The sequence below is a fragment of the Marinomonas polaris DSM 16579 genome (assembly GCF_900129155.1).
GTDB classification, from domain to species: domain Bacteria; phylum Pseudomonadota; class Gammaproteobacteria; order Pseudomonadales; family Marinomonadaceae; genus Marinomonas; species Marinomonas polaris.
In genome coordinates, this window is the sequence record NZ_FQVF01000003.1 from 108355 (window position 1) to 134010 (window position 25656).

A 25656-nucleotide genomic window follows, 5' to 3' on the forward strand; every position below is an offset into this window, starting at 1 on the left:
CTTTATACGGTAGTCATTTGTAGCTTCAAGTCACTAGCAACCAATACTGCTTGCGTCCTATTATTGATTTCCAGCTTACGAAAAATCGCCGTAATATGTGCCTTTACTGTTGCTTCAGAAATAGATAATTCATAAGCAATTTGTTTATTCAGCAGACCTTCATGCAGATAACACAAAACTTTATATTGCTGAGGTGTCAGTTCTGTTACTTTGTGCTGCATAGATAAATCTGGTTTAGGTTGATTGGCAACCTCTTGTCTAAGACCATCTGGGAGCCAAATATCACCCGCCAAAATGGCATGAATGGCCTGTACATAAGTGGCAGGCTCGCTAGTTTTGGGAATAAAGCCCAAAGCGCCAGCATCAATCACTTTAGCAACCATTGCACTGTCCTCACTGCCGGAAATAACCGCCACAGGCACATCAGGAAAGTCTTTACGAATTCGAATTAGCCCATACAAGTCACCACTACCAGGCATATTTAAATCTAGTAGCAGTAAATCAAGATCATTTACGTTCGCTAAACATTGTAATGTCGAATCTAAGTCATGTGATTCGACAATTACAATTCCCTCAATTTCTGCCCGTAGTGCACCACATAGCGCACTACGGAACAAAGGGTGATCATCCGCGATAACAAGTGAAATCACTGTGTATCCTTTTTAAATGTGTAAACGTTCACACATTTAAACGGTTTTCGATTAAATCATCAACCACACTTGGATCAGCTAATGTACTTGTATCACCAAGTTGATCATGTTCGTTCGCGGCAATCTTCCTTAAAATTCGACGCATAATTTTACCTGATCGCGTTTTCGGCAAACCTTTACTTGTCCATTGAATAAGGTCAGGCGTTGCAATAGGACCAATTTCTTGTCGAACAAATAGCTTTAATGACTTAGTCAATTCTTCATCTGGAATCACACCAGCAATGGCACTGACATAAACATAAATGCCTTGCCCTTTAATATCATGAGGGTACCCCACGATAGCGGCTTCAGCGACAGAAGGATGAGCCACTAATGCACTTTCGATTTCAGCGGTTCCCAAGCGGTGCCCTGAAACGTTCAATACATCATCCATACGCCCAGTAATCCAATAATGACCATCTGCATCGCGAGATGCGCCGTCACCAGTGAAGTACATACCGTCGAAAGTACTGAAGTAAGTTTGCTCGAAACGCTCATGATCGCCATAAACAGTTCGTGCCTGACCAGGCCAAGAATCCGTAATAACCAAACCACCTTCCACTAACACGCCCTGCTCTTCTTGTAAGACGCCTTGCGCGTCTACCAACGCAGGTTGCACACCATACAAAGGACCAGTACATGAACCAGGTTTTACATCACCTTGAACAATACGTGGCGTCATCATCATGCCACCAGTTTCAGTTTGCCACCACGTATCAACGATAGGGCAAGAGGAATTACCAATTTCACTGTAATACCAAGACCAGGCTTCTGGGTTGATAGGCTCACCCACACTGCCCAATACTCGTAAGGAATCTCGCTTACTTGAACGCGTCGCCTCATCACCTTTCGCCATCAAAGCACGAATGGCCGTTGGTGCAGTGTACAAAATGGTCACGTCAAATTTATCAACCACACGACCAATTCGACCTGAATCAGGATACGTTGGCACCCCTTCAAATAAGATGCTTGTTGCGCCATTAGCAAGCGGCCCGTAAACCATATAGCTATGGCCTGTGATCCAGCCCACATCAGCGGCACACCAATAAATATCATCTGGCTTAAGATCAAACACCAATTCATGAGTTAACGAGGCATATACTAAATATCCGCCTGTTGTGTGCACCACACCTTTTGGCTTACCGGTTGAACCAGAGGTATAAAGAATAAACAACGGGTCTTCCGCGTTCATACGTTCTGCTGGACATTCAGTACTTTCGTTTTCTACTTCAACCGCCCAATCTAAATCACGGCCTTCAAACCAAGGCACGTCTTTTTCTGTGTAACGGTAGACAATAACATTTTCAACAGTTGGACAAGCATTGTTGTCCAACGCCATATCAACATTGTGCTTAAGAGGAATAGTGTTACCAGCACGACGACCTTCGTCTGCGGTAATAACAAGCTTTACTTCACAATCGTTTAAACGATCAGCGATAGCATGAGCTGAAAAACCACCGAAAATAACAGAGTGAATCGCACCAATTCGAGCACACGCCAACATGGCGTAGACGGCTTGCGGAATCATTGGCATGTAAATAGCAACGCGGTCGCCTTTTTTAACGCCCTGACGTTTTAACAGATTGGCTAAACGTCCAACCTCATCGTGTAATGTTTGGTAGGTAATTGCGACTTTTTCATCGCTTTCTTTATCACCTTCACAGTAGTAAGCGACTTTATTTGCAGATTTAGCTAAGTGACGATCAATGCAGTTATAAGCCACATTTAACTCACCATCTTCAAACCACTTAATGTTAACTTCGCCTCGTTTAAAAGAGGTGTTTTTAACTTTTGTATAAGGTTTAAACCAGTCTATACGCTTCCCTTCTCGACCCCAAAACTCATCTGGATTTTCAATCGATTCTTGATAGCGTTTTTCAAATTCTGCTTGACTAACATTGGCATTTTTTGCTGCCTCATTTGAGGTTGCGCTATATAATGACTTCATAACCCGCTCCATTGTTAAATTTGTTATTCGGATGCTGAACTACTATAACTCGCTAGAGGTTCCAATCTATTCCACTTTAGTCTTATTGCAAAAGCAAGCCTAAGCGAAACGCCCTGCTTTTACGAAGAATGGCAGGTGTATCTCTTGCTTTTTTGTCGGCTCCGACCAAGCCTCACGAATAATAGGTGAAGCATTTAATAAAAAGTCATCTCCCTGTTCTTGTATACGCAACTGAGATGCAGACCAAGTACGAATAAAATCCAGCGTTTGCGCCACAGACCAATGACAATTTAACTCAAATTTTGGGACGTCTATTAATTCAAAAGGAAACTTAATATCACGATATTGATTCCACAATAAACGGCTTTCTGCAGGCCAATAAGTTTCAAGATGAGGCAGCACAGACTCTGCTATCGCTTTATCCTCCGTCTCGCCTACCTGTAACCAGTTATATCCCCAGCAAATAAACATGCCACCAGGTTTTAATACTCGCTTTAATTCTTTCCAAAACGCGTCTAAATTAAACCAATGCAGTGCATGAGCAACACATACAACATCAAAATAATGGTCAGGATAGAGCGTCTTTTCAGCAGGAAAAACCTGATAATTCACCTTCCGGTGAGGTGTCGCAGCAGTTACTTGAGATTCACTAATATCAGACGCTTCTACGCGATCAAAGTACGCAGCAAGATCAACCGAAGCTTGGCCAGTACCGCACGCACAATCCCATACAACACTTGATGCAGGTACTTGTTGGGATAGCCAATAATAAAGCTCAGCCGGATACATAGGCCGAGTACGTGAATAGCTAGTAGAAGATTGTCCATCAAACGTACGCATAGAAACCTCTAAACCTAATGGTGTTTAACCTCAACTGCTTAATTTAAGGCTTCAAGCAATTCTAGTACTGTTGTCTCAGCCTATAATTTAGCTAGACAACACCCCATGTTGATGAAGCACGACACGTGCTTCATCAACCCCTTTGACTCGAAACGCTTTCATCCCTAGAGCATTGGCAGTATCAATATTGACCTGATTATCATCAATAAAAAGAATCTGCTCGGGAGCAACCTGTAAATTGCGAATAACATGCTGGTAAATCGCTTCATCCGGTTTTACGAAACCTACCATATGAGAAGCATAATAACTGTGAAATTTACCTGCCAGCGCCATTTCATCCATTAGTCGCGGCCAATGAGCGGCATTAGTATTGGATAAAATAGCACGATGATATTCAGGCTTCACCGCTTCAACCAACTCAAGTGCCCCCGCAAATAAGCCTCTTGGCCATGCTTTAAAAGACGCCTTGAATATTTCTTTATCTATATTACTGCCAACTTCTTTTAGTAATCTATCAGCAAATTGATCAAAAGTAATTTTCCCAGAGTCAAATGCAGCCACTGTCGGTGATCTTAGCCACTTCAACCAGACTGCAGACTCCTCACCTTGCGTATTCAACATAGCATGCATTTCAGAAATATCGCCTAAGTCGACTAAGACATTTCCCAAATCAAACAATACAACACGAATATTATGATCTTGTTTCATTATTTTCTCGCTTTAGACTCATCGGCAAAATTTTGCTCATCACATATCCCTCTATGACATAAAATAGCATGTTAACAGCGATTTTTACTCACTTACATCGTAAGCAATTTATTGCCGATACTGAAACGTCAACGATAAGCAATAAATAGCCCATATGTGTATAAAAAAAGAAAGGAAATACCAAGGATAAAATAAAATCCATATATATCAATAAGATATATATTTGGCATGATAATCGCTATAGATTACGTAACCATCCCATCAATAGGAGAAAAATAATATGAAATTGGGCTTTGTTACTAAAACTATTCTTACTAGTGCAACCGCTGCTGCGATTGCTTTATCAGCATCCGGTGTATCTGCTGCAGATAACCGCAATTACATTTTAGCTACCGCATCGACAGGGGGAACTTATTACCCAGTTGGTGTAGCTATTGCCACTTTGAGCAAAGTAAAACTAGAACCTAAGTTTGGCCTATCAGTTTCTGCTATCAGCTCAGCTGGCTCAGGTGAAAACATCAAACTTCTACGTGAAAACCAAGCGCAATTCGCCATTCTACAAGGTCTTTACGGTGCATGGGCTTGGGACGGTGAAGGCCCATTTGCAAGCTCAGGCAAACAAACCGAGTTACGCTCTGTTTCTATGCTTTGGCAAAACGTAGAGCATTTTGTACTAAAAACAGACCTAACTAAAACCGGCACTATGTCGGATCTAAAAGCTCTTGAAGGAACAAATAATAAATTTTCCATCGGCACTAAAAACTCTGGAACCGAAGGTTCTGGCCGTCAGCAACTAAAAGGTCTAAATATTGACCCAGACAAATTTGCCCTTGCTTATATGGGCTACGGTGCAAGTGCCGACGCAATGCAAAATGGCAATATCGATGGCATGAACACTCCTGCAGGCGTTCCTGTCAGTGCGGTAACTAGACTTTATGCTTCAATGGGCGACAAGGTCAAAGTATTAGACTTTACTGACGAGCAAATTAAAGAAGCAAACGGTAACTACGAGTTGTGGACCCGCTACGTCATTCCAGCTAACACTTACCCAGGCCAAACAAAAGACATAAACACAGTTGCTCAGCCTAACTTCCTTGCAACACGCGCTGACTTATCAGAAGACGATGTCTATGAGCTAACCAAATCACTTTATGAAAACTTAGCGTATTTAAGTGCCATTCATAAAGCGACATCAGTGATGTCTCTTGAGAAAGCCATTGCAGGTCTTCCTGTTCCGCTACATCCAGGTGCCGCTCGTTACTACCGTGAACGCGGTATTAATATCCCAGCTCGCCTGATCGCAAAATAACATCATTCACTATTGTTCTAGCGCCGTACACTAGTGCGGCGCACCTTTTACGTCTTTGCTCAATCCGTTTTTTGCACACATAAAGGTAGCTTGTCTATGACTGCTTCATCGCAACCAACCGCACCTCAAGACATCAATCTTGAAGATTTTGAAACCAAACATCGCTCTGGCCCTTGGCTAAACCGTTTTGTATTTGCCCTTTCGGTTTTCTTGGCAGTTGCACACATTTACATCAACACAATAGCAACACTTCCAGAACTTTGGGTATCTGCTTTTCATTTTGCAGGCTTCGGTATTTTGTGTGCCTTACTGATACCAGCAAACCCTAAATGGCAAGACAGCAAAGTCGCTCTATTTTTTGATGGTGCTATTGTGCTCGCCCTTATAGGTATGGTGCTTTACATCATTTTCTTTGAAGACGCACTCTATGCTAGAGGCGTAACCTTCAACACCTCAGACTGGATAGTATCCAGCGTTGCTGTTTTACTATCTCTTGAACTGATTCGTCGCACCAGTGGCTGGTTCATTCCATTTCTAATTATCGTCGCTCTAACCTACGTTGTACTTTGGGGAAGCTGGCTTGGTGGCATGTTTAACTTCCCCGGACTTAGCCTTGAAACCCTTTTGTATCGCAGCTTTTTTAGTACCGATGGCATGTTTGGTTCTATCTCACGAATCTCATGGAGCTTTGTCTTCATGTTTATTTTATTCGGCGCCTTTTTAGTAAAATCCGGTGCAGGTGATTTTATTATTGATCTATCACGCTCGCTTGCTAGCAAAATGATAGGTGGCCCCGGTTTTGTGGCGGTATTAGGTTCTGGTTTGATGGGTTCTGTTTCTGGCTCTTCTGTGGCCAACACAGTATCGACTGGCGTCATCACCATTCCACTAATGCGCAGAGCTGGCTTTCCAGCACGTTTTGCTGCTGGCGTCGAAGCTGCAGCGTCTACCGGTGGACAATTGATGCCGCCAGTTATGGGTGCTGGAGCTTTTATTATGGCTTCTTATACACAAGTGTCTTATGTCACCATCATCAGCGTGGCAGCCATTCCGGCGTTATTGTATTTCCTTTCTGTTGGTTTCTTTGTTCGTGTCGAAGCAAAACGCAGTAAAGTAATTGCAACAGAAAGCGATGATGCGGTCGATATTTCACAAGTCCTCAAAGACGGCTGGCATCATATTGTACCACTTGGCGTTTTAGTCACCTTGTTGGTACAAGGCTTTACACCAACGTACGCTGCGGGGATCAGTATTTTGGCAGTTATTGCCGCATCCTTCCTTTCCAGCAAGCATAGAATGGGGCCGGCTGCGGTTATCGATGCGATGGCTCAAGGCGCGAAGAACATGTCTACCACTGCAGTTTTACTGGTAGGTATTGGCTTAGTGGTTAACGTAATTAGCACCACTGGCGTTGGTAATACTTTCTCTTTGTTAATAACCAATTGGGCTGGTGGTAGTCTGTTCTTTACCATTATTTTAGTTGCAATTGCGTCTTTGATTTTAGGTATGGGCTTGCCAGTAACGGCGTCTTACATCGTGTTAGGAACGCTATCGGCTCCAGCTCTATTTAATCTCATCGCAGAAAGCCAGCTATTGGATATGATGTCTTCTGGTAGTTTACCTGAAGCCGCCAGTGCTGTTTTCATGCTGGTAGACCCTTCAGCTATTGCTTCTTTAGCGCAAGGCATGCCGATGGAGCAAGCACAAGCATTGTTGGCTCAAGTGCCTAACGATTTCAAAAGCATGTTGATGGATCAAGCCCTAGGTGCTCAGAGTGTCGCGATGATTTTGGTAACAGCACACATGATTATCTTTTGGCTTTCACAAGACAGTAACGTAACACCACCGGTATGTTTAACCGCTTTCGCTGCAGCTGCTATTGCTAAAACGCCGCCGATGCTAACGGGTCTGACTGCATGGAAACTAGCAAAAGGCTTATACATTGTCCCGCTATTAATGGCTTATACTCCATTAATTGGCGGTGATACCGAAACACTATTGCGTCTGTCTTTCTTTGCCATCTTTGGCATGTATGCCTTAGTTGGAGCTATGGAAGGTTACTTAGAAGATAAGCTGTCGATCTTTTCACGATTCATTGCTTTAGTCGCTTCTTTGATGATGCTGTGGCCACATCTAGCGCTTTGGATTAATTGTATTGGCCTCGTGATTTTCTTGGTACTTTTCGTCATAGGCAACAAGTCTTATAAGAAAAGTATGTGAGTGATAATACATCACAATATTGAAATAATAGTTAATCTCTAACTGCAATAATAACTAAACGAAAAAGGCGTCTCTTCATAAGAAGAGACGCCTTTTTTATGTTTCATCAGTCTTTTTAAAATCGATATTTAATTTGCCGCGGCATCCAATTCGGACGCTGGTTCAGACTCTGATTCAACGTCTGTATTCTTAGCTGAATCTGCTGCCTGAGCACTCGCCATCATGGCTACCCAGCGCTTAACATTACTGGCATATTCTTTTTTATCACCTTTAGGTATGGATTGGGTGGTCGGAATATCCGTCGTCATTGGATTAACTGGGCGGCCTCTTATATGCAATTCATAATGTAAATGAGCGCCAGTTGTTCGGCCCGTATTACCAGACAAAGCAATTACTTGACCACGTTTAACCTTCTGGCCTTGTTTCACTAATATTTTACTTAAGTGTAGAAAACGCGAGCTGTAAGGACCCGTATAATCAACCACAACATACTTACCTGCATACTTATGCGTTGCGATTCGAGTAACAACACCATCACCTGTAGCAAGAACTTCTGTCCCTGAAGGAGTTGCTAAATCAACACCATTGTGTGGTGCTGGGCGACCCGTAATAGGATGTAATCGATTGGCATTAAAAGGTGAACTAATTCGATACTGCTTACGTGTTGGCCAACGTAATAAGGCAGGTGTTAAGCTGTTGCCATCGAGATCATAAAAACGTCCATCTGAATGTAAGAAAGCACTGTATTTCTGACCTCTTACCGTTATTTCCAGGGCTTCTAGTTGATTTTCCCCTACCTTCACACCACCAATATTGCCTTTTTTGACAATGACATTAAAGTCATCGCCTGCTCTAAGATCTTTGCGGAAATTCACTCGACCTTTCAGTAAATCGTTAATAATTAAAATGTTCGTATCCGACAAACCTACTTTTTTAGCTGATAGATAAAAATTTCCGCTTATTTTACTGTGCATAGCTTCTTGCGTGTAAGTGATGGGATTAACCTTTTCTTCGTAGCTAAAACCACCACCATCATGCTGCACATAGGATACACTTTTACTAATATCTATACGGCGAGTCATCCTAAGTAGGTCACCGTTTTCATCCAACTTAAACGTGAATTTATCATCCGGCATCAAAGGCTCAAGAACTAAAAATTCCTGGTCCGCTTCCAATACAGAATACAAGGATTCTCGAGATAACCCCAAGCGCGCAAATATGCGAGCCAAGGTATCACCAGGCTTGATGACGTATTCTATTGAAGGAATAGAGGCTGTAACCTTCTCTACATTTTGCAGAGGGTCGGTCGTAACCAGCGAATCGTAATTATTATCTTCATCAGTATTCGAACTGGCTTGTGGAGGCGCTATGCTTTTATTGTCACTGCTCTTAGCAGTATCACTCTTAGCAGTATCACTCTTAGTGGTACTAGGTAACGTGTAGTCTTTAGGATTATTTGTTGGTGATACAAGAGACTTATATACAAACAACAAAGCGATAAAAGCAACAAAAATGATAGATAACCAAGCTCGCGGGCCAGATAAAGCCCAACGCGAGAGGCGATTAATAAACTGCATAAATAAAAAACTCATTAAACAAAAAGTGGCTCACGGAGAACCTGGCTATGTGCTAACACCTAGGTCACACACGTTCTCGATATATGACAAAAACAGAACCACACTTTGTAGCATGTGCTTTTTCCTTGCCACTGTTGGAGTGCAAATAATCACAGTCCATACCCTTTTAACCTATAGTTTTACAAAACCAATACGGATGAGGGTTTTTGAAGCTTAATTTTTCGGGGTAGGATACGGCATTTTAGGATCTAAAGAAATACTTAGGCCTTTGAAACACGGTCGCATATCGCCTCTTTTTTAAACAAACAATATCTATTCAAAATTCATGTCGTTTTCATGCTCTTTCTTAGCGCAAAAGCATTGGACGCTCCTGTTCTCTCTCCGTACTATAAGTACATCTTCTTAATTAACTGATTTCAATATCATGCAACATTCGCCTATTTCTTTTATCAGCCACAGGTGCCAAAAATTTGGCCGCTGCGACGCTTTACAGGACAAGACTGCGCAGCAAGGCATTCAGCTAGAACAAGAACAATTAGAAGCGACAGAGCTCGTTGAAGAAATGCCATTAGCCATCAGTATCAACGATATTTCTTATGCCGTTATGATGGTCACACCAGTTAACTTAGAAGCCTTTGTTATCGGTTTTGCTCGCAGTGAAGGCATTATTGAACATATTAACGACATCCGAGACATTGCAGTCCAACTCACGCAGACTCCACCAGACATCGACTGCATTACGATCAATTTAGAGCTTAGCCCACGCCGATTTGCTCAATTCAAAAAAAGAAGACAAACACATCTTGGCGCGACCGGTTGTGGTTTATGCGGAATAGAATCTTTAACTCAAGCCATTCCAATACTGCCAAAACTACAGCCTAGCCAAGCGATAAAAGAAGCCAATTTAATCGCATTAAGGCCACGCTTAGGCGAATACCAAATCTTGGGTAACAAAACGGGGGCAGTTCATGCGGCCTTGCTAATATCCCCCGAAGGCGAACCCATTTTATGTATGGAAGACATAGGCAGACATAACGCCCTCGATAAGGTGATTGGCTATGCGCTCCAACAGAATATAAACTTGCATAATTACAGTGTTTTAATGTCGAGTCGTTGCAGCACTGAATTGATTCAGAAAGCCGTACGAGTCGGACTTTCTAGACTAATACACCTAGCGTCGCCAAGTACACTCGCAGTCAAATTAGCTCAACATTACGGATTAACATTAATTCATTTACCCAAGCAAGATGCGCCACGACTGTTCGCATCTTCAGCCAAGCCAGAAGGAACAGACGATGAGTAAAAAAACTGATTTTTACACGCCATACAAGGGACCGGCTGGCGGCTGGGGAGCACTACAAAGCACCACAAAACATTGGCTAAAAAGTGAAAATGCTGTCCGTAACATTAACACCTTATTAAAAACTAACCAGCCTCATGGTTTTGACTGCCCGGGCTGCGCTTGGGGTGAAAAACACGATCCAGCCAAGATTCGTTTCTGTGAAAATGGCGCTAAAGCGGTGAACTGGGAAGCGACGTCTCGAAAAGTAGATGCCGCTTTCATGGCGGAACACAGTGTGACTTGGCTAAACACACAAAGTGACTACTTCCTTGAATACCAAGGTCGACTCACAGAGCCAATGCGTTACAACCGCGAAACAGATCACTACGAAGCGATTTCTTGGGAACAAGCTTATAAACAAATCGCTAACACACTAAAAGAACAAACCAATCCAGATAATGTGGCCTTTTATACCTCTGGGCGAGCAAGCAACGAAGCGGCTTTCCTATACCAACTTCTTGCTCGTGCTTATGGCACAAATAACTTCCCAGACTGCTCAAACATGTGTCATGAAGCCAGCGGTTATGCACTGACCAGCAGCATTGGTATCGGCAAAGGCACGGTTGAAATTGACGATTTTGAACGCGCAGATGCCGTTTTAGTTTTTGGCCAAAATCCGGGGACAAACCATCCTCGTATGCTAGAAACCTTAAAAGAAGTAGTGCAACGTGGCGCCCAACTACTCATCTTCAATACACTACGCGAACGGGGTTTAGAACGTTTCCAAAACCCTCAAAGTCCAGTGGAAATGCTCACCAACGGTTCTAAACCAACCAATACCGGCTACTTTTGCCCTAAAATCGGCGGAGATATGGCTGTGGTGCGCGGCATGGTCAAAGTGCTTATCGACCTAGAAGAAGCTGCTCAACAACAAGGCAAAGCCGTTTTTGATCACGATTTTATTAACCAACATACTCAAGGCTTAGATACCTACCTTGAGCAAGTTAAGCAAACGCCTTGGCAAGACATTATTGATCAATCAGGTCTAACAAAAGAAGAAATCACTCACGCTGCCAACGTCTATGCCGAAGCAAATAGTACTATTCTCACATGGGCAATGGGCATTACTCAGCACCATCATTCGGTGGCCATGATCCACGAAATGGTCAATCTACTCGCATTGAAAGGCAATATTGGCAGACCCGGCGCTGGCGCTTGTCCTGTTCGCGGTCACAGTAATGTACAAGGCGACAGAACCATGGGCATTAATGAGCGCCCTTCTCAGGCTTTCCTTGATGCTTTGGAAAAACACTTCAACTTCACTCCGCCACAAGAACACGGTCTAGCCGTTGTGGATACAATTCGAGCCATGCGTGATGGCAAAGTTGGTGTCTTTATCGCTCTGGGTGGTAACTTCGCTGCATCGACACCAGATACAGAAGCAACCAAGCACGCTCTAAAGCAATGTCAGCTCACAGTGCAAATCAGCACCAAACTAAACCGCTCTCACCTTATTACAGGCACTGAAGCGATTATATTGCCTTGCCTTGGTCGTACCGACATAGACCGTCAAGCGAAAGGCCAGCAAAAAGTCACGGTAGAAGATTCTTTCAGCATGATTCATGCTTCTGGTGGCGTATTAGAACCATTAAGCAAAGAGCAAAAATCTGAACCAGCCATAGTGGCAGGAATCGCTGCCGCGACTCTAGGCAACTTTCCAATTGATTGGAACGAAGTGGTCAGTGACTACGATTTAATTCGTGAGCACATTGCAGCTGTCGTACCAGGCTTCAATGACTTCAACCAGCGCATTTTACAAGATGGTGGGTTCTACCTAGGTAATAGCGCACGAGAAAGAAACTGGAAAACACCTGCAGGAAAAGCCATTTGCCACACCCACGTGTTACCTGAATCTATTCTGCCAAAAAGAGCAAAGGATTTGCTCTCAGACAAAACCCTTATAATGCAAACTCTGCGTTCTCACGACCAATACAACACAACAATTTATGGCATGAATGACCGATACCGTGGCATTAAAGGTGAACGTAAAGTAGTGTTTATCAACCCTGCTGATATACAACGTCTCGGCTTTAAAGAAGGCCAAAGCGTCACATTACGCTCAATATGGGATGATGGTGTAGAACGAAAAGTTAGTGGTTTTAAGCTGGTGCCTTATAGTATTCCAGCGGGCAATATTGCAGCTTACTACCCAGAGACTAACCCATTAGTACCGCTAGACAGCCATGGTGAATTCAGCAATACACCAACTTCAAAAAGTATCGCGATAGAACTAGAAGAATACGAAGAAGAAAACAATGGCATCGCGGTTGCCGCCGTTTAACCTTCTCTTTAAATAATACGCTCTTTAATGTGGTAATTAAAAAGGTGCAGATATCGATGAGATATCCGCCCTTTTTTTTGCTCTTACTATTTATCAAAACGATCAAATACTTATTAATGACGCCACATTACGGGGAAGAAAAGCACCAGCACAGTAAAGTATTCCAAACGCCCCAAGATCATCGCAAAACTCATCAACCAAGTACCCGTGTCGCTTAGTGGTGAAAAGTTACTACCCAGCTCAGCAAAGCCCGGTCCCAGCACGTTCAAACAAGCAGCCGTGGCGCTCAAGGATGCCATAAAGCTCATGCCTGTCATCATCAGTAAAATCGTAAAGAACACGGTAACCATAGCGGCAAGACACATAAAGCCCATCACAGAATGACGAACATCTGCACTGATCGTTCGCCCCTGAAACTTCATTGCAAAGACACCATTTGGATGCACCAAACGCTTTAATTCCAAAGAAATAGATTTCAAAGAAATAATATTCCGAATCACTTTATTACCGCCCGCTGTAGATCCTGCACAGCCGCCAATATAACCAACAAAAATCAATACTATTGAGGTCACTGCAGGCCAAGCACCAAAGTCGGTTGCGGCAAATCCGGTGCTGGTAATAAACGAAATAACATGAAAGAACGACTGCGTAATAGATACCCAAAGCCCGTCTTCTGAACCTGTCTGGAAAAGAAACAAAGCCAATAATAACGCCACAAAAGTAATGATTTTAAGAAAGCCACGCGTCTCTTCGTCTTTCCAATACAGTCTAATGCTACGGGCAATATAAATACGATAATGCAAAGCAAAGTTGACCGCGCCTAGCACCATGAAAAGATTACAAATCCACAAGATTAACGGGCTTTTAAAATAGCCCATGCTGGCATCATGAGTTGAAAAACCGCCAGTGGATACCGTGGTAAAACTGTGGCCAATGGCATCAAACGCCGACATACCAGCAAAGTAGTAACTCAGTGCACACAAGCCGGTAATAGCCAAATACACCATCCATAAATAATGGGTTGTACTAGATACACGAGGAGAAAGCTTATCGTCTTTAATCGGCCCCGGCGTTTCCGCTTTTAACAAACGCATGCCACCGATGTTTAACATAGGAAGAATCGCCACCACAAAGATCACCACACCAAGACCGCCCATCCATTGCAAAAACTGGCGATACATCAAAAAGGTCGGCGGCATATCATCCAAACCAGACAACACAGTAGCGCCCGTAGTCGTCAAAGCACTAATGGATTCAAACACGCCATCGGTAAAGGAAATATGCGTAACCGATATGATAGGGATCGCACCCAATACACCAACAGCTAACCAAGTTAACGTGGCAAACAGCATGGCTTCACGAGTATTTACGGAGGGTAAAGGGTATTTTTTAAAGCCCAATAAAAGAACCAAAGATATGGTAAACGTAATCAAGGCTGGCGTCGCAAAAGCACGCCCAACATCATCTTTAAATAACATAAAGGACAATTCACCGAATACAAACTGCACCACACTCATCCATAAACACGGCATAGTCAGCAAACGCATAATCAACAATGGGCGAATCATGAGTCGTCACGACTCCTATAAACAATCTGCACGGTATAAAAACATCTTTTATAGAGGGAATATTTCAACAGAGCTATAGGACCGAGGCACGCTATTGATCCTGATGCACACTATAAGTCAATAAAGCTAAATTCAAAACTTTTCATTACCGCAAACAAACATTTTAAGAAAGCCTATTTCGCAAATAGTATGGACGAATTATGAAACCTGTGCTTTTATTAAATAAAATAACAATGAATAAAAGCGCCAACAAAAGGAACGATCTATGGAAAACATGCTACTCGTTGATTTTTTTCACCTTTCAGCTCTTGCCACCACAGTTTGCTGTTTTTTAGTTATCAGCGGCAAACGCGTCATTGAACTTTGCTCGCAAACCAATTCAAGCAAATAAAAAAACCGAGCCTAAGCTCGGTTAAAGTCACCAAATTCACAACAGACTGCCTAACTTAATGCTAGGCGGTCATATTATCTATACTCTAATACAATTCTAAAGTTTGCTTGTCATTTCAGGAAGCACATCAAAAAGGTCGCCGACCAAACCATAATCTGCAACTTGGAAAATAGGCGCGTCTTCGTCTTTGTTTACCGCCACAATCACTTTTGAATCCTTCATGCCAGCCAAATGCTGAATGGCGCCAGAAATACCAAACGCCATATACAAATCTGGCGCAACAATTTTACCCGTCTGCCCGACCTGAAGATCATTCGATACAAAACCCGCATCAACTGCTGCACGAGAAGCACCAACCGCTGCGCCTAGTTTATCAGCTAAGGCTTCAACCAGCGCAAAGTTATCGCCACTACCAACACCACGACCACCAGATACAATACGGCTAGCACTAGCAAGATCAGGTCGCGCCGACTCGGTAATGTCATCTGATTGCCAACTAGACAAATTACTATCAGCAATAAAATCTACCACTTCAACAACACAGGCTTGATCATTCTGTTGAGTACTTTTATCAAATGAAGATGCTCGCACTGTAATGACTTTTTTGTCGTCTAACAGGGTTACCGTCGCAATGGCATTACCGGCATAAATTGGACGTTTAAACTGATCTGCGCTCAATACAGCGGAAATATCAGACACTTGACCAACATCTAATAAAGCGGCCACTCTTGGCATAAAGTCTTTCGATTCAGAATTAGACGGCGCGACAATATGCGAATAACTCGCAGATAAATGCACGACTAAATCGCCCATTGGCTCAGCCAATGCGTATTCATAGGTATCAGCATTTGCGCAAAGGACCTTAGTGACGCCAGACAAACGAGCTGCTGCATCCGCGACCGATTCAATGTTTTTACCTGCCACCAGCACATGAATCTCATTACCAATGACTTGAGCTGCCGTCAACGCAGATAAAGTAGAAGACGAAAGTACGCTTGAATTATGTTCTGCAATTAATAAAGTCGTCATTAGATCACCTTCGCTTCGTCTTTTAATTTACTGATCAATTCATCCACCGACGCCACTTTAATACCGGCACTACGAGTTGCAGGCGCTTCAACCTTATCTATTCGGCAATGCGCCTTTGATGTCACACCTAAATCTGCCAAAGATAGAGTCTCTAGTGGTTTACGCTTGGCTTTCATAATATCAGGCAATTTAGCGTAACGCGGTTCATTAAGGCGTAAATCTGTCGTAACTATCGCAGGCAGTGTCAGTGCAATAGTACGTAAGCCGCCATCAATTTCACGAGTAACGAGTGCTTTATCACCGTCAATAACCAGCTTAGAAGCAAAGGTTCCCTGTGGACGTTTTGTCAAAGCCGCCAACATTTGTCCCATTTGATTATTGTCTGAATCAATCGATTGCTTGCCAAGAATAACTAATCCAGGTTGCTCTTTTTCAACCACGGCAGCAAAGGCTTTGGCGACATTTAAAGGCTCAACGTCGCTTTCAGCTTCAACCAAGATGGCACGATCGGCACCTAACGCCATGGCGTTGCGAAGTTGCTCTTGGCTTTGTGTTGTTCCAACACTCATCACGATGACTTCTGACGCAACACCTGCTTCTTTAAGGCGAACCGCTTCTTCAACAGCGATTTCACAAAATGGGTTCATCGCCATTTTGACATTGGTTAAATCCACATTGCTTTGATCTGCTTTAACACGAACCTTGACGTTGTAATCAATGACTCGTTTAACACCCACTAAAATTTTCATTCTTTCACTGACCTTTCTGTTTAACCATGACTCAACATTTTGGCTCTGATGTCATCTGGGATTGGTTTGGCTTTAAGAACACCTTCTGCATTATGACAAGCCCAGACACGTTTTTCCGTGCATTCGACCGCTAAGTTACCATCATTAAAAAGCTGATGACGAATCCCAAAGCTAGCACGACCGACTTCAGTAATTTCGCTTTTGATAACCACCTTATCACCGAACTTAGAAGGCTTAAAAAACTGCGAGCGAGTATCGACCATTGGAAAGCCAACATCCTTTAACTCGTCTCGAATATGTCGAAGCGTATAACCCATCGCTTCAAACAAGGCGCCAGTTGATGCATCAAAGAATGCAAAATAACGCGGATAAAAAACAATATCGGCAGGGTCACAGTCGCCCCACTCGATTTGTAATTGACGCTCATTTTTAAACATGATGCTGCCTCTTTAAAATTATGGTTCTTCTTAAAGACTGATAACTAAGTCCGATAAGGGTTCTTGGTACAAAAGCTCAATTTGATCTTCTCGATGAGCTTGTACCGCACGCTGATTCAACGAACCTTTATCAGTAACTTCATGGGCATCAATACTGGGTGGAATCGCCTGCAACAGGATGCGTTGTACGACTGTTGAACTGCCCGTACTGTTATTCGAAAACTCAACCAACTTTTGTTTGAAAGCTTCACGAACTGCAAAATGTGCAATGATTTCTTCATTTGTCTCCATCAAATCATGAGGAAGAATCGCCTGACAATGAGCCCAATCGGGGAAAATCAACGCACTGATATAACCACGGTTTGTGCCACATAAGACAACATCCTGTACAAATGGCGCAAACGCGCTGATGAACTTGGCACGCAATGTCCCAGCACTTACCCAAGTACCGCTATCTAGTTTAAAATCTTCCGACACCCGGCCATCAAAACGGAAGCCGCGCTGTGGTTCGTTTTCATCAAGATAAGCGAAAGCATCGCCTAGACAGTAATAACCATCTTCATCAAACGCCTTTGCGGTCAACTCAGGTTGACGCCAATAACCTGGCATCACGGTTTCCGCTTTGACACGTGCTTCTAATTTGCCCTCGTTTGGAACAAGCTTGATAGACACACCCGGTGCTGGTACACCGATAACGCCTGAAGCGGATTCCTCAACCGAAGCAAATGTCGCTGACGGTGCCGTTTCGGTACATCCTAAACCAGTTACCATGGGGATTTTCTTGCCAGTATACTTAATCGCCAAGGCATCCAAATCGTCCCAAATATGCTGAGCCAAGCCTGCTGCGGCAAAAAATGTAAACTGCAAGCGTGAAAAAAACTTCTCAGCCAAATCATTATCGGCTTTTAAATTTTTCACTAATAACTCAAAGCCCTTTGGCACATTGAAATAAACAGTTGGAGAAACCTCAGCCAAGTTCTTTAAGGTCTTAGCAAACAATTTTTCGGTTGGTTTGCCATCATCAAGATACAAACTACCGCCATTGTACAAAGCAATACCGATATTATGATTGCCGCCAAAGGTATGATTCCAAGGAAGCCAATCCACCATAATAGGCGGCTGATCTTTAAAGAACTGCATAACCTGATGAATCATCACTTGGTTGGCGCAAATCATTCGCTGAGTATTGATAACGCCTTTTGGCATACCCGTTGTGCCAGAAGTGAAAAGCACTTTAGCAATGGTATCGCCATTCACTTGAGCGTTCTTTTCATTTATCGAGTCAGATTCAGGAAAATCCCAAAATGACTGAAATGAGAGCGTTGGATTTTTAATTTTCTGCGGAGTAATGTCGCCTTTAATAACAGCAACTGGCGTGTCCAGATCTTTGCAAACCGCTTGAATAGCATTTTCATAAGGTGCAAGTTCATCCACCACAATTAAACCAGGCGTCAATATATCGAAGATATGCTGTAACTTGCTATAGTCTGTAGCAACCAAAGAGTACGCTGGAGACACAGGGGCATGGGCAATTCCCACATACATACCAGCCAGCGCCAACATCAAATGTTCTAGACTGTTGCCACATAGAAAAACGATAGGACGCTCAACAGAAACTGGCTGAGTAATTAACCAAGATGCAATTTTACGCACTCGGGTTACTGCTTGTGCGTAGGTCACTTTTTGCCATTCACCTTGATCATCACGTTCTGCAACAAACATTTGATCAGGTGTTTTTGCCGCCCAATATTCAAGCTGATCTGTCCAACAACGTGCATACTCATCCAGCGCTTTTTGGCTATTGATGATTTGCACTCCGCCTTCGCGATTTTCAATGTGGATAGGATGCGCTACGACCTTAATTGGATGAAATTCACCGTTCATTTTTTGCTCCCACTCTCATCTTTTGCCCTTAAAAGGCACTTTGATTATTTTTATGGCTAGAGTTTTAGGGAGTGGTTTATAAACCACTGCCGAATTGTTATTGTTTTCTCGACTTCAGACCTAAACAGTCTGTTTAAAATTCGTACTCGCTGACACCCGCACCAGCGTTTTCAACGACCTTCAAAGCAGCCATCGCAGAAGGCAAACGATAAGCACCATAGAATGCTGCCAATGCTCTAAGATTCTGCATATAGGACTCGTCAGTGTTCTCTTGTACTTGCTGATAAGCCAACACATTTAATAACTGCCAAGTGCAACATAAGATGCCCATCGCTTCTAAAAAAGGCACCGACACAGCATGTAAAGACGTTGCATCGCTGCTACTGGTATTCCCCTGAGAGTTAAGCAAGTGAGAATCCAACAAAGACGTCACTTTAGTAACCACTTGCTGGGTTTCTTTTGCCATGGCAGCGAACACTTGGTCAGATTCAAATGAGCTCGCCAACTGAGTAATATCTGCAAGTAACTCAGTCAAGGCTTTGCCCTGATCACCACGGACTTTTCTAAACATCAAGTCACGGGCTTGAATGCCGGTTGTGCCCTCATATATCGTCGTGATTCGAGCATCCCGCATGATTTGCGCAACACCAGTTTCCTCAACAAAGCCCATACCGCCAAAAACTTGAATCACCTGTCCCGCCATGACATTGACACGCTCTGTCGCAAAGGCTTTAAAAATCGGAGTAAGTAAAGCGACTCTGTCTTTTTTGATTTGATTGCTTTCCGTTTTATCAACAGCTGATTCAGTTGCATCAATTTGTGCTGCAATCTGATAACCCAATGCGCGTAATGCAAAAGTTTCTGAACGCATTTCTAACAACATACGTTTCACATCAGCATGTTCAACAATGGCCACTTTTTCGCCTTGGCTATTTGTACCCTGAGTTCTTTCTTTGGCATATTCCAATGCCCGTTGATACCCTAACTCACCTAACGCTACACCTTGCAAACCACAACTTAAACGAGCTTCGTTCATCAGTACGAACATAGCCATTAAGCCTTGATTCAATTCGCCAACCAATTCACCGACACAGTCGTCTTGATCGCCATAACTAATGGAGCAAGTTGGGCTGCCATGAAGTCCCATTTTGTGCTCAATGCCAGTACAGTGAACATCGTTAAACTCACCCAAAGAGCCATCTTCAGAAACACGATATTTAGGTACGATAAAAAGCGAAATACCACGGCTACCCGTTGGCGCATCAGGCGTTCTCGCGAGCACCAAATGGGCAATATTATCGGTAAGATCATGATCACCATAGGTAATGTAAATCTTCTGGCCTTTGATTTTATAAGTGCCATCTTGTTGTGGAATAGCCTTGGTATTCAATGCGCCTAAATCAGAGCCAGCATTGGGTTCTGTCAACGCCATGGCGACGGTCCATTCACCGCTAACAATCTTTGGCAAATAGCGCTTTTGAATAGATTCGTTGGCAAAGGCCAATAAAATTTCAGAACCACCTTGTGCCAAGGCATGAAACATCACAAAGGCCAAATTCGCCGACAACCACATTTCGTTCACAGGTTGAGCTATGTACTTTGGCAGACCTTGACCACCAAACTCCTCGGGCAACGCCAAGCCAATCCAGCCCGATTCAGCAAATTGCTGATACGCATCTTGCCATCCATCTGGTGTGATCACATTGCCGTCCTGAAAGCGGCAACCTTGCATATCACCAACTGAGTTCAGTGGTGCAAGCACTCCAGCAGCAAATTTCGCCGCTTCTTCCATCACAGCATTGGCAAGCTCTGGATCAAAACCATCCAATGATTCGAGAGCATCCAAGCCTTGTTGCTGATAAGCTTGCGCCACCAGCAACTGCATGTCTTTATAAGGCGCTTGATAAGTCATCATCGGCTCCGTATCACTTCGCGGCCATACGAATGGCGCCGTCAAGACGAATCACTTCGCCATTCAACATGCTGTTTTCGATGATATGTTGAGCCAAAGAAGCGTATTCATCAGGTTCACCAAGACGTGGCGGAAATGGTACAGATTCACCTAAAGACTTTTGTACTTCTTCTGGAAGCACATCCATCATTGGTGTTTTAAATAGACCCGGCGCGATAGTCATCACACGAATACCGAAGCGCGCTAGTTCACGGGCAATCGGTAACGTCATGGCGCAAACACCACCTTTGGAAGCCGCGTAGCCTGCTTGACCAATCTGACCATCAAATGCCGCTACAGATGCGGTATTAATAATCACGCCACGCTCTAAATTGGCTTCTTGTTCGTTGTGCTGCATTTTGTCTGCAACCAAACGAATCATGTTAAAAGTACCAATTAAATTAACCGATACCGCACGCTGAAATGATGCTAAACGATGTGGACCTTCACGGCCGACGATACGTTCTGCGCCTGGAATACCAGCGCAGTTCACCAAACCACTAATAGGACCAAACGCTTCTAGGGCTTTATCGACCGCATTTTGTACCGATTCTTCGCTGACGATATCTGTCACGCAACCTTGTACACGTTCACCTAAAGAGGCTTTCACACGTGCTAAACCTTCTTCATTTACATCCGCTAGAGTGACTTTTGCCCCTAGACCATGTAAACGACGCGCAACCGCTTCACCAATACCAGAAGCAGAACCTGTAACCACAAAATGTTTGCCTTGAATTTGCATAAAATACACCTTTAATTTGCTTTGTTATTTTTAGAGCAACATCATTTACAAAAGAAAAATCTCTTACAGAAAAAAGCGCCTAGGATTTTTTACGATTCAAAAAAGCATCAATACGAGCTTTTACTTCGTCGCTGGTTTGCGTAATACCGCAAATCAATGACTCGGTGTACAAACCTTCTTGCGCAGACATATTGCTAATACGGCTAAGCCCTGTTGTCATTGCCCAGTTAGAATATTTAGAGTTTTTACCAATGCCTTCTGCGATCTCAAACGCCTTCGCCAACGCTTCACCATTACCAACAACATAATGTGCTAAACCAATACGCAAGCCTTCGTCAGATCTTACGTCTCGCCCTGTTAGCATCATTTCTGTCATACGGCTTGCACCAATAACACTCGCCACGTTTACAGAAGCACCACCACCGACAAAAATGCCGTGCTTGCCTTCAGGTAAACGGTAAAAAGTATTTTCTTCGGTGACTCGAACATGAGCACAAATAGCCAACTCCAAACCACCACCAATAACCGCACCATGCATCGCTGCCACAACAGGAATACCAGAATCACGGATATGACCAAAGACGCGATGCCACATATTCGAATGCTTAACCACCTCGAAAGGCTCGCGGGCTTTATGCTCTTGCAAATCAAGGCCAGAGCAGAACTCAGGACCATTTCCGGAAAAAACAATGACATTTACGTCATCGGTTAAATTCAAAAAAACGTGTTCAATCTCAAGACATAAGCTGTCATTGATGGCATTTTTCTTTTCTGGGCGATTAAGCTGCAAATGCGCCACGCCATTCTCTACGGAATAATTAATAAATTGATAAGTCATCTTGGATTACCTTTAATCTTATAATTAGCGATCTGAAACCTTGATTACTACGGCCATTCCAGTGTCCCCAGCAGCACACCCAGTGAACAAACCATAACCGCCGCCGTTGATAACCAGCTCTTCAATCAACTCAATAATGGCGCGCATGCCGGTTGGTCCTTGAGGATGCCCCCAAATCAAAGAACAGCCGTAGTTGTTCATTGTCATCACATCAATGCCCATGGCTTTTGCAAAGGCCACATCGTTAACCGCAAATGGATTGTGTGTTTTGATGGCTTTGACTTGTTTAATATCGATACCCGCAACCGCTAGCGCACGTTTCGCAGCTTCTATTGGTGCAGCTGGCATGAAAGCAAGATCATCACGTGCTTGACCAAAACCTAGTACTTCAATCTTGATTTCAGGACGAGAAGTAAGAGAAGTCACTTCTTCAGATCGGCAAAGAATTGCAGAGGCATTACCATCAGCAGGATGAGTTTGATTACCGAACGTAATTACTCCGCCTTCTTGAATCGGTTTAAGCTTCTGCAAACCTTCTAGTGTGGTTGGAAAAACTCCTTCATCACCCGTGATCACGGTCTCTTCTTTTTTGAAGTTAGCCGTTGGAACAGATAAAGGCAGCGTCATGTAACGCTTTTGAAAAGCTTGATCATCTTTTAATGCATCTTGGTACTGTTCGTAACGACGATAAGTGACTGTGTCTAATTCTTCACGAGTGATATCAAAACGCTTGGCAACGTTTTCACCAGTTTGCATCATCGAATGACCGCCAATACAATCGTTCATCATGTTGTAGGTCACTTGATCTTCTGAAGATCCAGCTGGGCCTTTCGCATTCGGGTAATAAATATGCGGACCATTTGAACAACGGTCTGCTGTCATCAAAAATGAGACATTCGCCATACCGCACACAATCTCTGATGCGGCAGCAAACAAACCACGCGCACTGGTCGCACATACCTGATTGACCGCATGACCCGCTGTATTCACAGCACCAATTTCATATAAAGGCCAAGGTGCGCCGTTAAAAGATTGATATTGGTTGATCGTCATGCCCAATACGCCAGAATCAAATACCAGCGGATCAATATTGCGTTTTGCCAATTCGGCTTTTGCCACATGAGCAGCAAACTTCATCGAGTGCAAATGCTGCAATGAACCTTGCCACTTGGTAAACGGAGTACTCCAATAAGCACCGTAAGGGATTTCTACATTCTTGATCGACATAAAATTTTCTCGCTTATTTATTCTTGTTGTTTTTACTGACCAGCCGCAGCCATCATGTCACCCAAACCGCCCCACTGCTCAGCAAAGATAGCTGCTGGCATGGTTTTAAGATCGTCAGCTATGATCGGACAAAACGCCATCACACTTAGTACATCTTTTTCTAAATCTAATCCCGGTGCAATTTCGGTTAATACCATGCCTTCTTGGCGCAGCTCTAACACGCAGCGTTCAGTTACAAACACCACTGGCTTATGGTTTTCTCGCGCTACAGCACCACTGAAAGTAATGTGATCAACGGCTTCGACAAATTTCTGCACCTTGCCTTCTTCTAATACTTTCATCTTGCCGTTTTCAAAGCCTAGTTTGGCGCCATTCACTAAAGTGCCGCAGAACACGACTTTTTTAGCGCTCTGAGAAATATTGATAAAACCACCCGGCCCGACTACTTTTGGACCAAATTTACTAACGTTTAAATTGCCTTCTTTATCTGCTTGCGCCAGTCCCAAGAACGCAATATCCAAACCGCCACCGTCATAAAAATCGAACTGAGCTTCATGTTCAATAATGGCATCTGCGTTCCACGCAGCACCAAAATCACCACCAGATGCAGGAATACCGCCGTAAGTACCAAGTTCGGTCGTTAAGGTAAATAAATGAGAGACTTTTTCTTCCGCAGCGATGGCCGCTACGCCATCAGGCATACCAATACCAAGGTTCACCATAACGTTGGCTTTTAGTTCCATTGCAGCACGACGGGCAATCACTTTACGGTCGCTGAACGGCATTGGTGGTAAGGCATTTAGCGGCACTCGGGAATTACCCGCTAAACCTGGGTTGTAGATTGTTGTGATGGTTTGTTTGTGATCTTCGGCTGGGGCAACGGTGATGTAATCCACCAACACACCAGGAACTTTAACTTCTTTTGGATGAATAGAATGGCGTTCGGCAATGTATTTCACTTGCGCAATAACAATACCGCCACTGTTTTTAGCGGCTTGAGCCATAGGCAAAATTTCCGCCAACATGGCCTCTTCTTCTACTGATAAATTTCCGTCTTCGTCGGCAGTAGTCGCACGAATCACTACGACATCTAATGGGAATTTTTTATAAAGCAGCCATTCTTCATCTTCAATTTCAATGCGTTTAACCAGATCTTCTGTAGTTAAAGACGTAACTTTACCGCCGCTAATCAAAGGATCAACATAGGTTCCCATGCCAATTTTAGTAATCACACCTGGTTTATTTCCCGCAATTTGACGCCACATGGTGGTCAATACACCTTGTGGCAGTAAATAAGCTTCAATGGCATTATCCGTGATCATCTGCGCCATTTTGGGCGCTTGGCCTGTGTGACCAGAGATCAAACGTTTAACTAGATTTGGATGCGCCATGTGCGACATGCCAGCGTCTTTTCCATCACCACAACCGCAGTCATGAATAAGTGTTAACTGCTGCGGATGGCCTGTTTCTTTAAAACGTTGCTCAACCGCTTTGGCTACAGCTTCGGCAAAATAAGACATGCCCACTGTTGACCAAGCAACGTTGGCACCATCAGAAATCAAGTTAGCGGCTTGCGCTAGGGAAATAACCTTACTCATTTTTACCCTCACATCTCTTTTATTTATTTGGTTAATCGGGCTTTAGTTTGTCGACTTTATTTTGTCAGGAATAATTCTGTTGTACACCACAACTATTTTTTTTACAAACATTTTGTCTGGGTGTTACTTTTTTTGAATACCTTGGGTGAAAATTAAATAAATACAAATGTTGAAAACAACAACAATTTATGTGAAAAACAAACTATGGTTTAGAGGGTAACAAGAAAAGCGGCCAGATAACGACTATGGCTGACTGTGCTAAAAGCTCACTGAACGACTGAATGAATGAAAATAGCGCTATAAATAACAATAAAATCAAAGGTGAAAA

Annotated in this window: 19 protein-coding genes; 4 read left to right on the top strand and 15 right to left on the bottom strand. The window is 43.4% G+C overall.

The features are described 5' to 3' along the window. Positions 1-2: 2 nt before the first annotated feature. The 4 genes from BUA59_RS02650 to BUA59_RS02665 form a co-directional block, all read right to left on the bottom strand. A complete protein-coding gene (locus BUA59_RS02650) occupies positions 3-650 on the bottom strand; it encodes a LuxR C-terminal-related transcriptional regulator (RefSeq protein WP_072838176.1) in 648 nt (215 codons plus the stop codon). A 28-nt stretch (positions 651-678) separates the two neighbouring features. Further along, a complete protein-coding gene (gene acs, locus BUA59_RS02655) occupies positions 679-2637 on the bottom strand; it encodes an acetate--CoA ligase (protein WP_072838177.1) in 1959 nt (652 codons plus the stop codon). 99 nt (positions 2638-2736) lie between these two features. Next, entirely contained in the window at positions 2737-3477 is a 741-nt protein-coding gene (locus BUA59_RS02660; protein ID WP_072838178.1) for a class I SAM-dependent methyltransferase, read from the bottom strand. 87 nt (positions 3478-3564) lie between these two features. Next, positions 3565-4185: an HAD family hydrolase gene (locus tag BUA59_RS02665; RefSeq protein ID WP_072838179.1), complete on the bottom strand. Its 621-nt coding sequence runs from the start codon at positions 4183-4185 to the stop codon at positions 3565-3567. 280 nt (positions 4186-4465) lie between these two features. Between BUA59_RS02665 and BUA59_RS02670 the strand changes: the two genes are divergently transcribed. Together BUA59_RS02670 and BUA59_RS02675 are read left to right on the top strand one after the other, a co-directional pair. Next, the gene (locus BUA59_RS02670; protein WP_072838180.1) at positions 4466-5494 is read left to right on the top strand and encodes a TAXI family TRAP transporter solute-binding subunit; all 1029 of its coding nucleotides are present in this window, start codon (positions 4466-4468) and stop codon (positions 5492-5494) included. A gap of 96 nt (positions 5495-5590) precedes the next feature. Beyond that, positions 5591-7714, top strand: a complete 2124-nt coding sequence (locus tag BUA59_RS02675; RefSeq protein WP_072838181.1) for a TRAP transporter permease — start codon at positions 5591-5593, stop codon at positions 7712-7714. 128 nt (positions 7715-7842) lie between these two features. On the opposite strand, the gene BUA59_RS02680 is transcribed toward BUA59_RS02675, so the two are convergent. Continuing rightward, a complete protein-coding gene (locus tag BUA59_RS02680; protein ID WP_245813081.1) occupies positions 7843-9291 on the bottom strand; it encodes a peptidoglycan DD-metalloendopeptidase family protein in 1449 nt (482 codons plus the stop codon). 424 nt (positions 9292-9715) lie between these two features. Here BUA59_RS02680 and fdhD point away from each other — a divergent pair, with 424 nt between their 5' ends. Together fdhD and BUA59_RS02690 are read left to right on the top strand one after the other, a co-directional pair. Beyond that, complete coding sequence (gene fdhD, locus BUA59_RS02685) at positions 9716-10594, top strand: formate dehydrogenase accessory sulfurtransferase FdhD (RefSeq protein ID WP_072838183.1); 879 nt, start codon at positions 9716-9718, stop codon at positions 10592-10594. After that, positions 10587-12914: an FdhF/YdeP family oxidoreductase gene (locus tag BUA59_RS02690; RefSeq protein WP_072838184.1), complete on the top strand. Its 2328-nt coding sequence runs from the start codon at positions 10587-10589 to the stop codon at positions 12912-12914. Before fdhD ends, BUA59_RS02690 begins: the two co-directional genes overlap by 8 nt. 113 nt (positions 12915-13027) lie before the next feature. On the opposite strand, the gene BUA59_RS02695 is transcribed toward BUA59_RS02690, so the two are convergent. The 10 genes from BUA59_RS02695 to BUA59_RS02740 all read right to left on the bottom strand — a co-directional run bounded on the left by BUA59_RS02695 (position 13028) and on the right by BUA59_RS02740 (position 25328). Then, entirely contained in the window at positions 13028-14482 is a 1455-nt protein-coding gene (locus BUA59_RS02695) for a TrkH family potassium uptake protein (protein WP_072838185.1), read from the bottom strand. A gap of 487 nt (positions 14483-14969) precedes the next feature. After that, positions 14970-15902 (bottom strand): electron transfer flavoprotein subunit alpha/FixB family protein, encoded by a 933-nt coding sequence (locus tag BUA59_RS02700; protein WP_072838186.1) that lies wholly within the window; start codon positions 15900-15902, stop codon positions 14970-14972. After that, on the bottom strand, positions 15902-16651 hold the full coding sequence (locus tag BUA59_RS02705) for an electron transfer flavoprotein subunit beta/FixA family protein (RefSeq protein ID WP_072838187.1): 750 nt from the start codon (positions 16649-16651) through the stop codon (positions 15902-15904). The genes BUA59_RS02700 and BUA59_RS02705 overlap by 1 nt, the downstream gene beginning before the upstream one ends. Before the next feature lie 20 nt (positions 16652-16671). Further along, the gene (locus tag BUA59_RS02710; RefSeq protein ID WP_072838188.1) at positions 16672-17088 is read right to left on the bottom strand and encodes an acyl-CoA thioesterase; all 417 of its coding nucleotides are present in this window, start codon (positions 17086-17088) and stop codon (positions 16672-16674) included. Positions 17089-17118: 30 nt separating this feature from the next. Next, positions 17119-18972: a feruloyl-CoA synthase gene (locus BUA59_RS02715; protein WP_072838189.1), complete on the bottom strand. Its 1854-nt coding sequence runs from the start codon at positions 18970-18972 to the stop codon at positions 17119-17121. A 133-nt stretch (positions 18973-19105) separates the two neighbouring features. After that, positions 19106-20884 (bottom strand): acyl-CoA dehydrogenase family protein, encoded by a 1779-nt coding sequence (locus BUA59_RS02720; RefSeq protein ID WP_217653718.1) that lies wholly within the window; start codon positions 20882-20884, stop codon positions 19106-19108. A 13-nt stretch (positions 20885-20897) separates the two neighbouring features. Next, the gene (locus BUA59_RS02725) at positions 20898-21665 is read right to left on the bottom strand and encodes a 3-hydroxyacyl-CoA dehydrogenase (RefSeq protein WP_072838191.1); all 768 of its coding nucleotides are present in this window, start codon (positions 21663-21665) and stop codon (positions 20898-20900) included. Positions 21666-21744: 79 nt separating this feature from the next. Further along, positions 21745-22503 (bottom strand): crotonase/enoyl-CoA hydratase family protein, encoded by a 759-nt coding sequence (locus tag BUA59_RS02730; RefSeq protein ID WP_072838192.1) that lies wholly within the window; start codon positions 22501-22503, stop codon positions 21745-21747. A gap of 24 nt (positions 22504-22527) precedes the next feature. Beyond that, on the bottom strand, positions 22528-23730 hold the full coding sequence (locus BUA59_RS02735) for a thiolase family protein (protein WP_072838193.1): 1203 nt from the start codon (positions 23728-23730) through the stop codon (positions 22528-22530). Positions 23731-23762: 32 nt separating this feature from the next. Further along, positions 23763-25328: an acyl CoA:acetate/3-ketoacid CoA transferase gene (locus BUA59_RS02740; protein WP_072838194.1), complete on the bottom strand. Its 1566-nt coding sequence runs from the start codon at positions 25326-25328 to the stop codon at positions 23763-23765. Between the last annotated feature and the right edge of the window lie 328 nt (positions 25329-25656).

What these genes read in the sequence shown, in the direction of transcription:
- BUA59_RS02720 (WP_217653718.1), bottom strand. Translation starts at nt 20,884, where the DNA reads ATGACTTATCAAGCGCCTTATAAAGACATGCAGTTGCTGGTGGCGCAA.
- BUA59_RS02695 (WP_072838185.1), bottom strand. Translation starts at nt 14,482, where the DNA reads ATGATTCGCCCATTGTTGATTATGCGTTTGCTGACTATGCCGTGTTTA.
- BUA59_RS02730 (WP_072838192.1), bottom strand. Translation starts at nt 22,503, where the DNA reads ATGACTTATCAATTTATTAATTATTCCGTAGAGAATGGCGTGGCGCAT.
- fdhD (WP_072838183.1), top strand. Translation starts at nt 9,716, where the DNA reads ATGCAACATTCGCCTATTTCTTTTATCAGCCACAGGTGCCAAAAATTT.
- BUA59_RS02740 (WP_072838194.1), bottom strand. Translation starts at nt 25,328, where the DNA reads ATGAGTAAGGTTATTTCCCTAGCGCAAGCCGCTAACTTGATTTCTGAT.
- BUA59_RS02710 (WP_072838188.1), bottom strand. Translation starts at nt 17,088, where the DNA reads ATGTTTAAAAATGAGCGTCAATTACAAATCGAGTGGGGCGACTGTGAC.
- BUA59_RS02675 (WP_072838181.1), top strand. Translation starts at nt 5,591, where the DNA reads ATGACTGCTTCATCGCAACCAACCGCACCTCAAGACATCAATCTTGAA.
- BUA59_RS02735 (WP_072838193.1), bottom strand. Translation starts at nt 23,730, where the DNA reads ATGTCGATCAAGAATGTAGAAATCCCTTACGGTGCTTATTGGAGTACT.
- BUA59_RS02665 (WP_072838179.1), bottom strand. Translation starts at nt 4,185, where the DNA reads ATGAAACAAGATCATAATATTCGTGTTGTATTGTTTGATTTGGGAAAT.
- BUA59_RS02725 (WP_072838191.1), bottom strand. Translation starts at nt 21,665, where the DNA reads ATGCAAATTCAAGGCAAACATTTTGTGGTTACAGGTTCTGCTTCTGGT.
- BUA59_RS02705 (WP_072838187.1), bottom strand. Translation starts at nt 16,651, where the DNA reads ATGAAAATTTTAGTGGGTGTTAAACGAGTCATTGATTACAACGTCAAG.
- BUA59_RS02670 (WP_072838180.1), top strand. Translation starts at nt 4,466, where the DNA reads ATGAAATTGGGCTTTGTTACTAAAACTATTCTTACTAGTGCAACCGCT.
- BUA59_RS02690 (WP_072838184.1), top strand. Translation starts at nt 10,587, where the DNA reads ATGAGTAAAAAAACTGATTTTTACACGCCATACAAGGGACCGGCTGGC.
- acs (WP_072838177.1), bottom strand. Translation starts at nt 2,637, where the DNA reads ATGAAGTCATTATATAGCGCAACCTCAAATGAGGCAGCAAAAAATGCC.
- BUA59_RS02660 (WP_072838178.1), bottom strand. Translation starts at nt 3,477, where the DNA reads ATGCGTACGTTTGATGGACAATCTTCTACTAGCTATTCACGTACTCGG.
- BUA59_RS02700 (WP_072838186.1), bottom strand. Translation starts at nt 15,902, where the DNA reads ATGACGACTTTATTAATTGCAGAACATAATTCAAGCGTACTTTCGTCT.
- BUA59_RS02680 (WP_245813081.1), bottom strand. Translation starts at nt 9,291, where the DNA reads ATGCAGTTTATTAATCGCCTCTCGCGTTGGGCTTTATCTGGCCCGCGA.
- BUA59_RS02715 (WP_072838189.1), bottom strand. Translation starts at nt 18,972, where the DNA reads ATGAACGGTGAATTTCATCCAATTAAGGTCGTAGCGCATCCTATCCAC.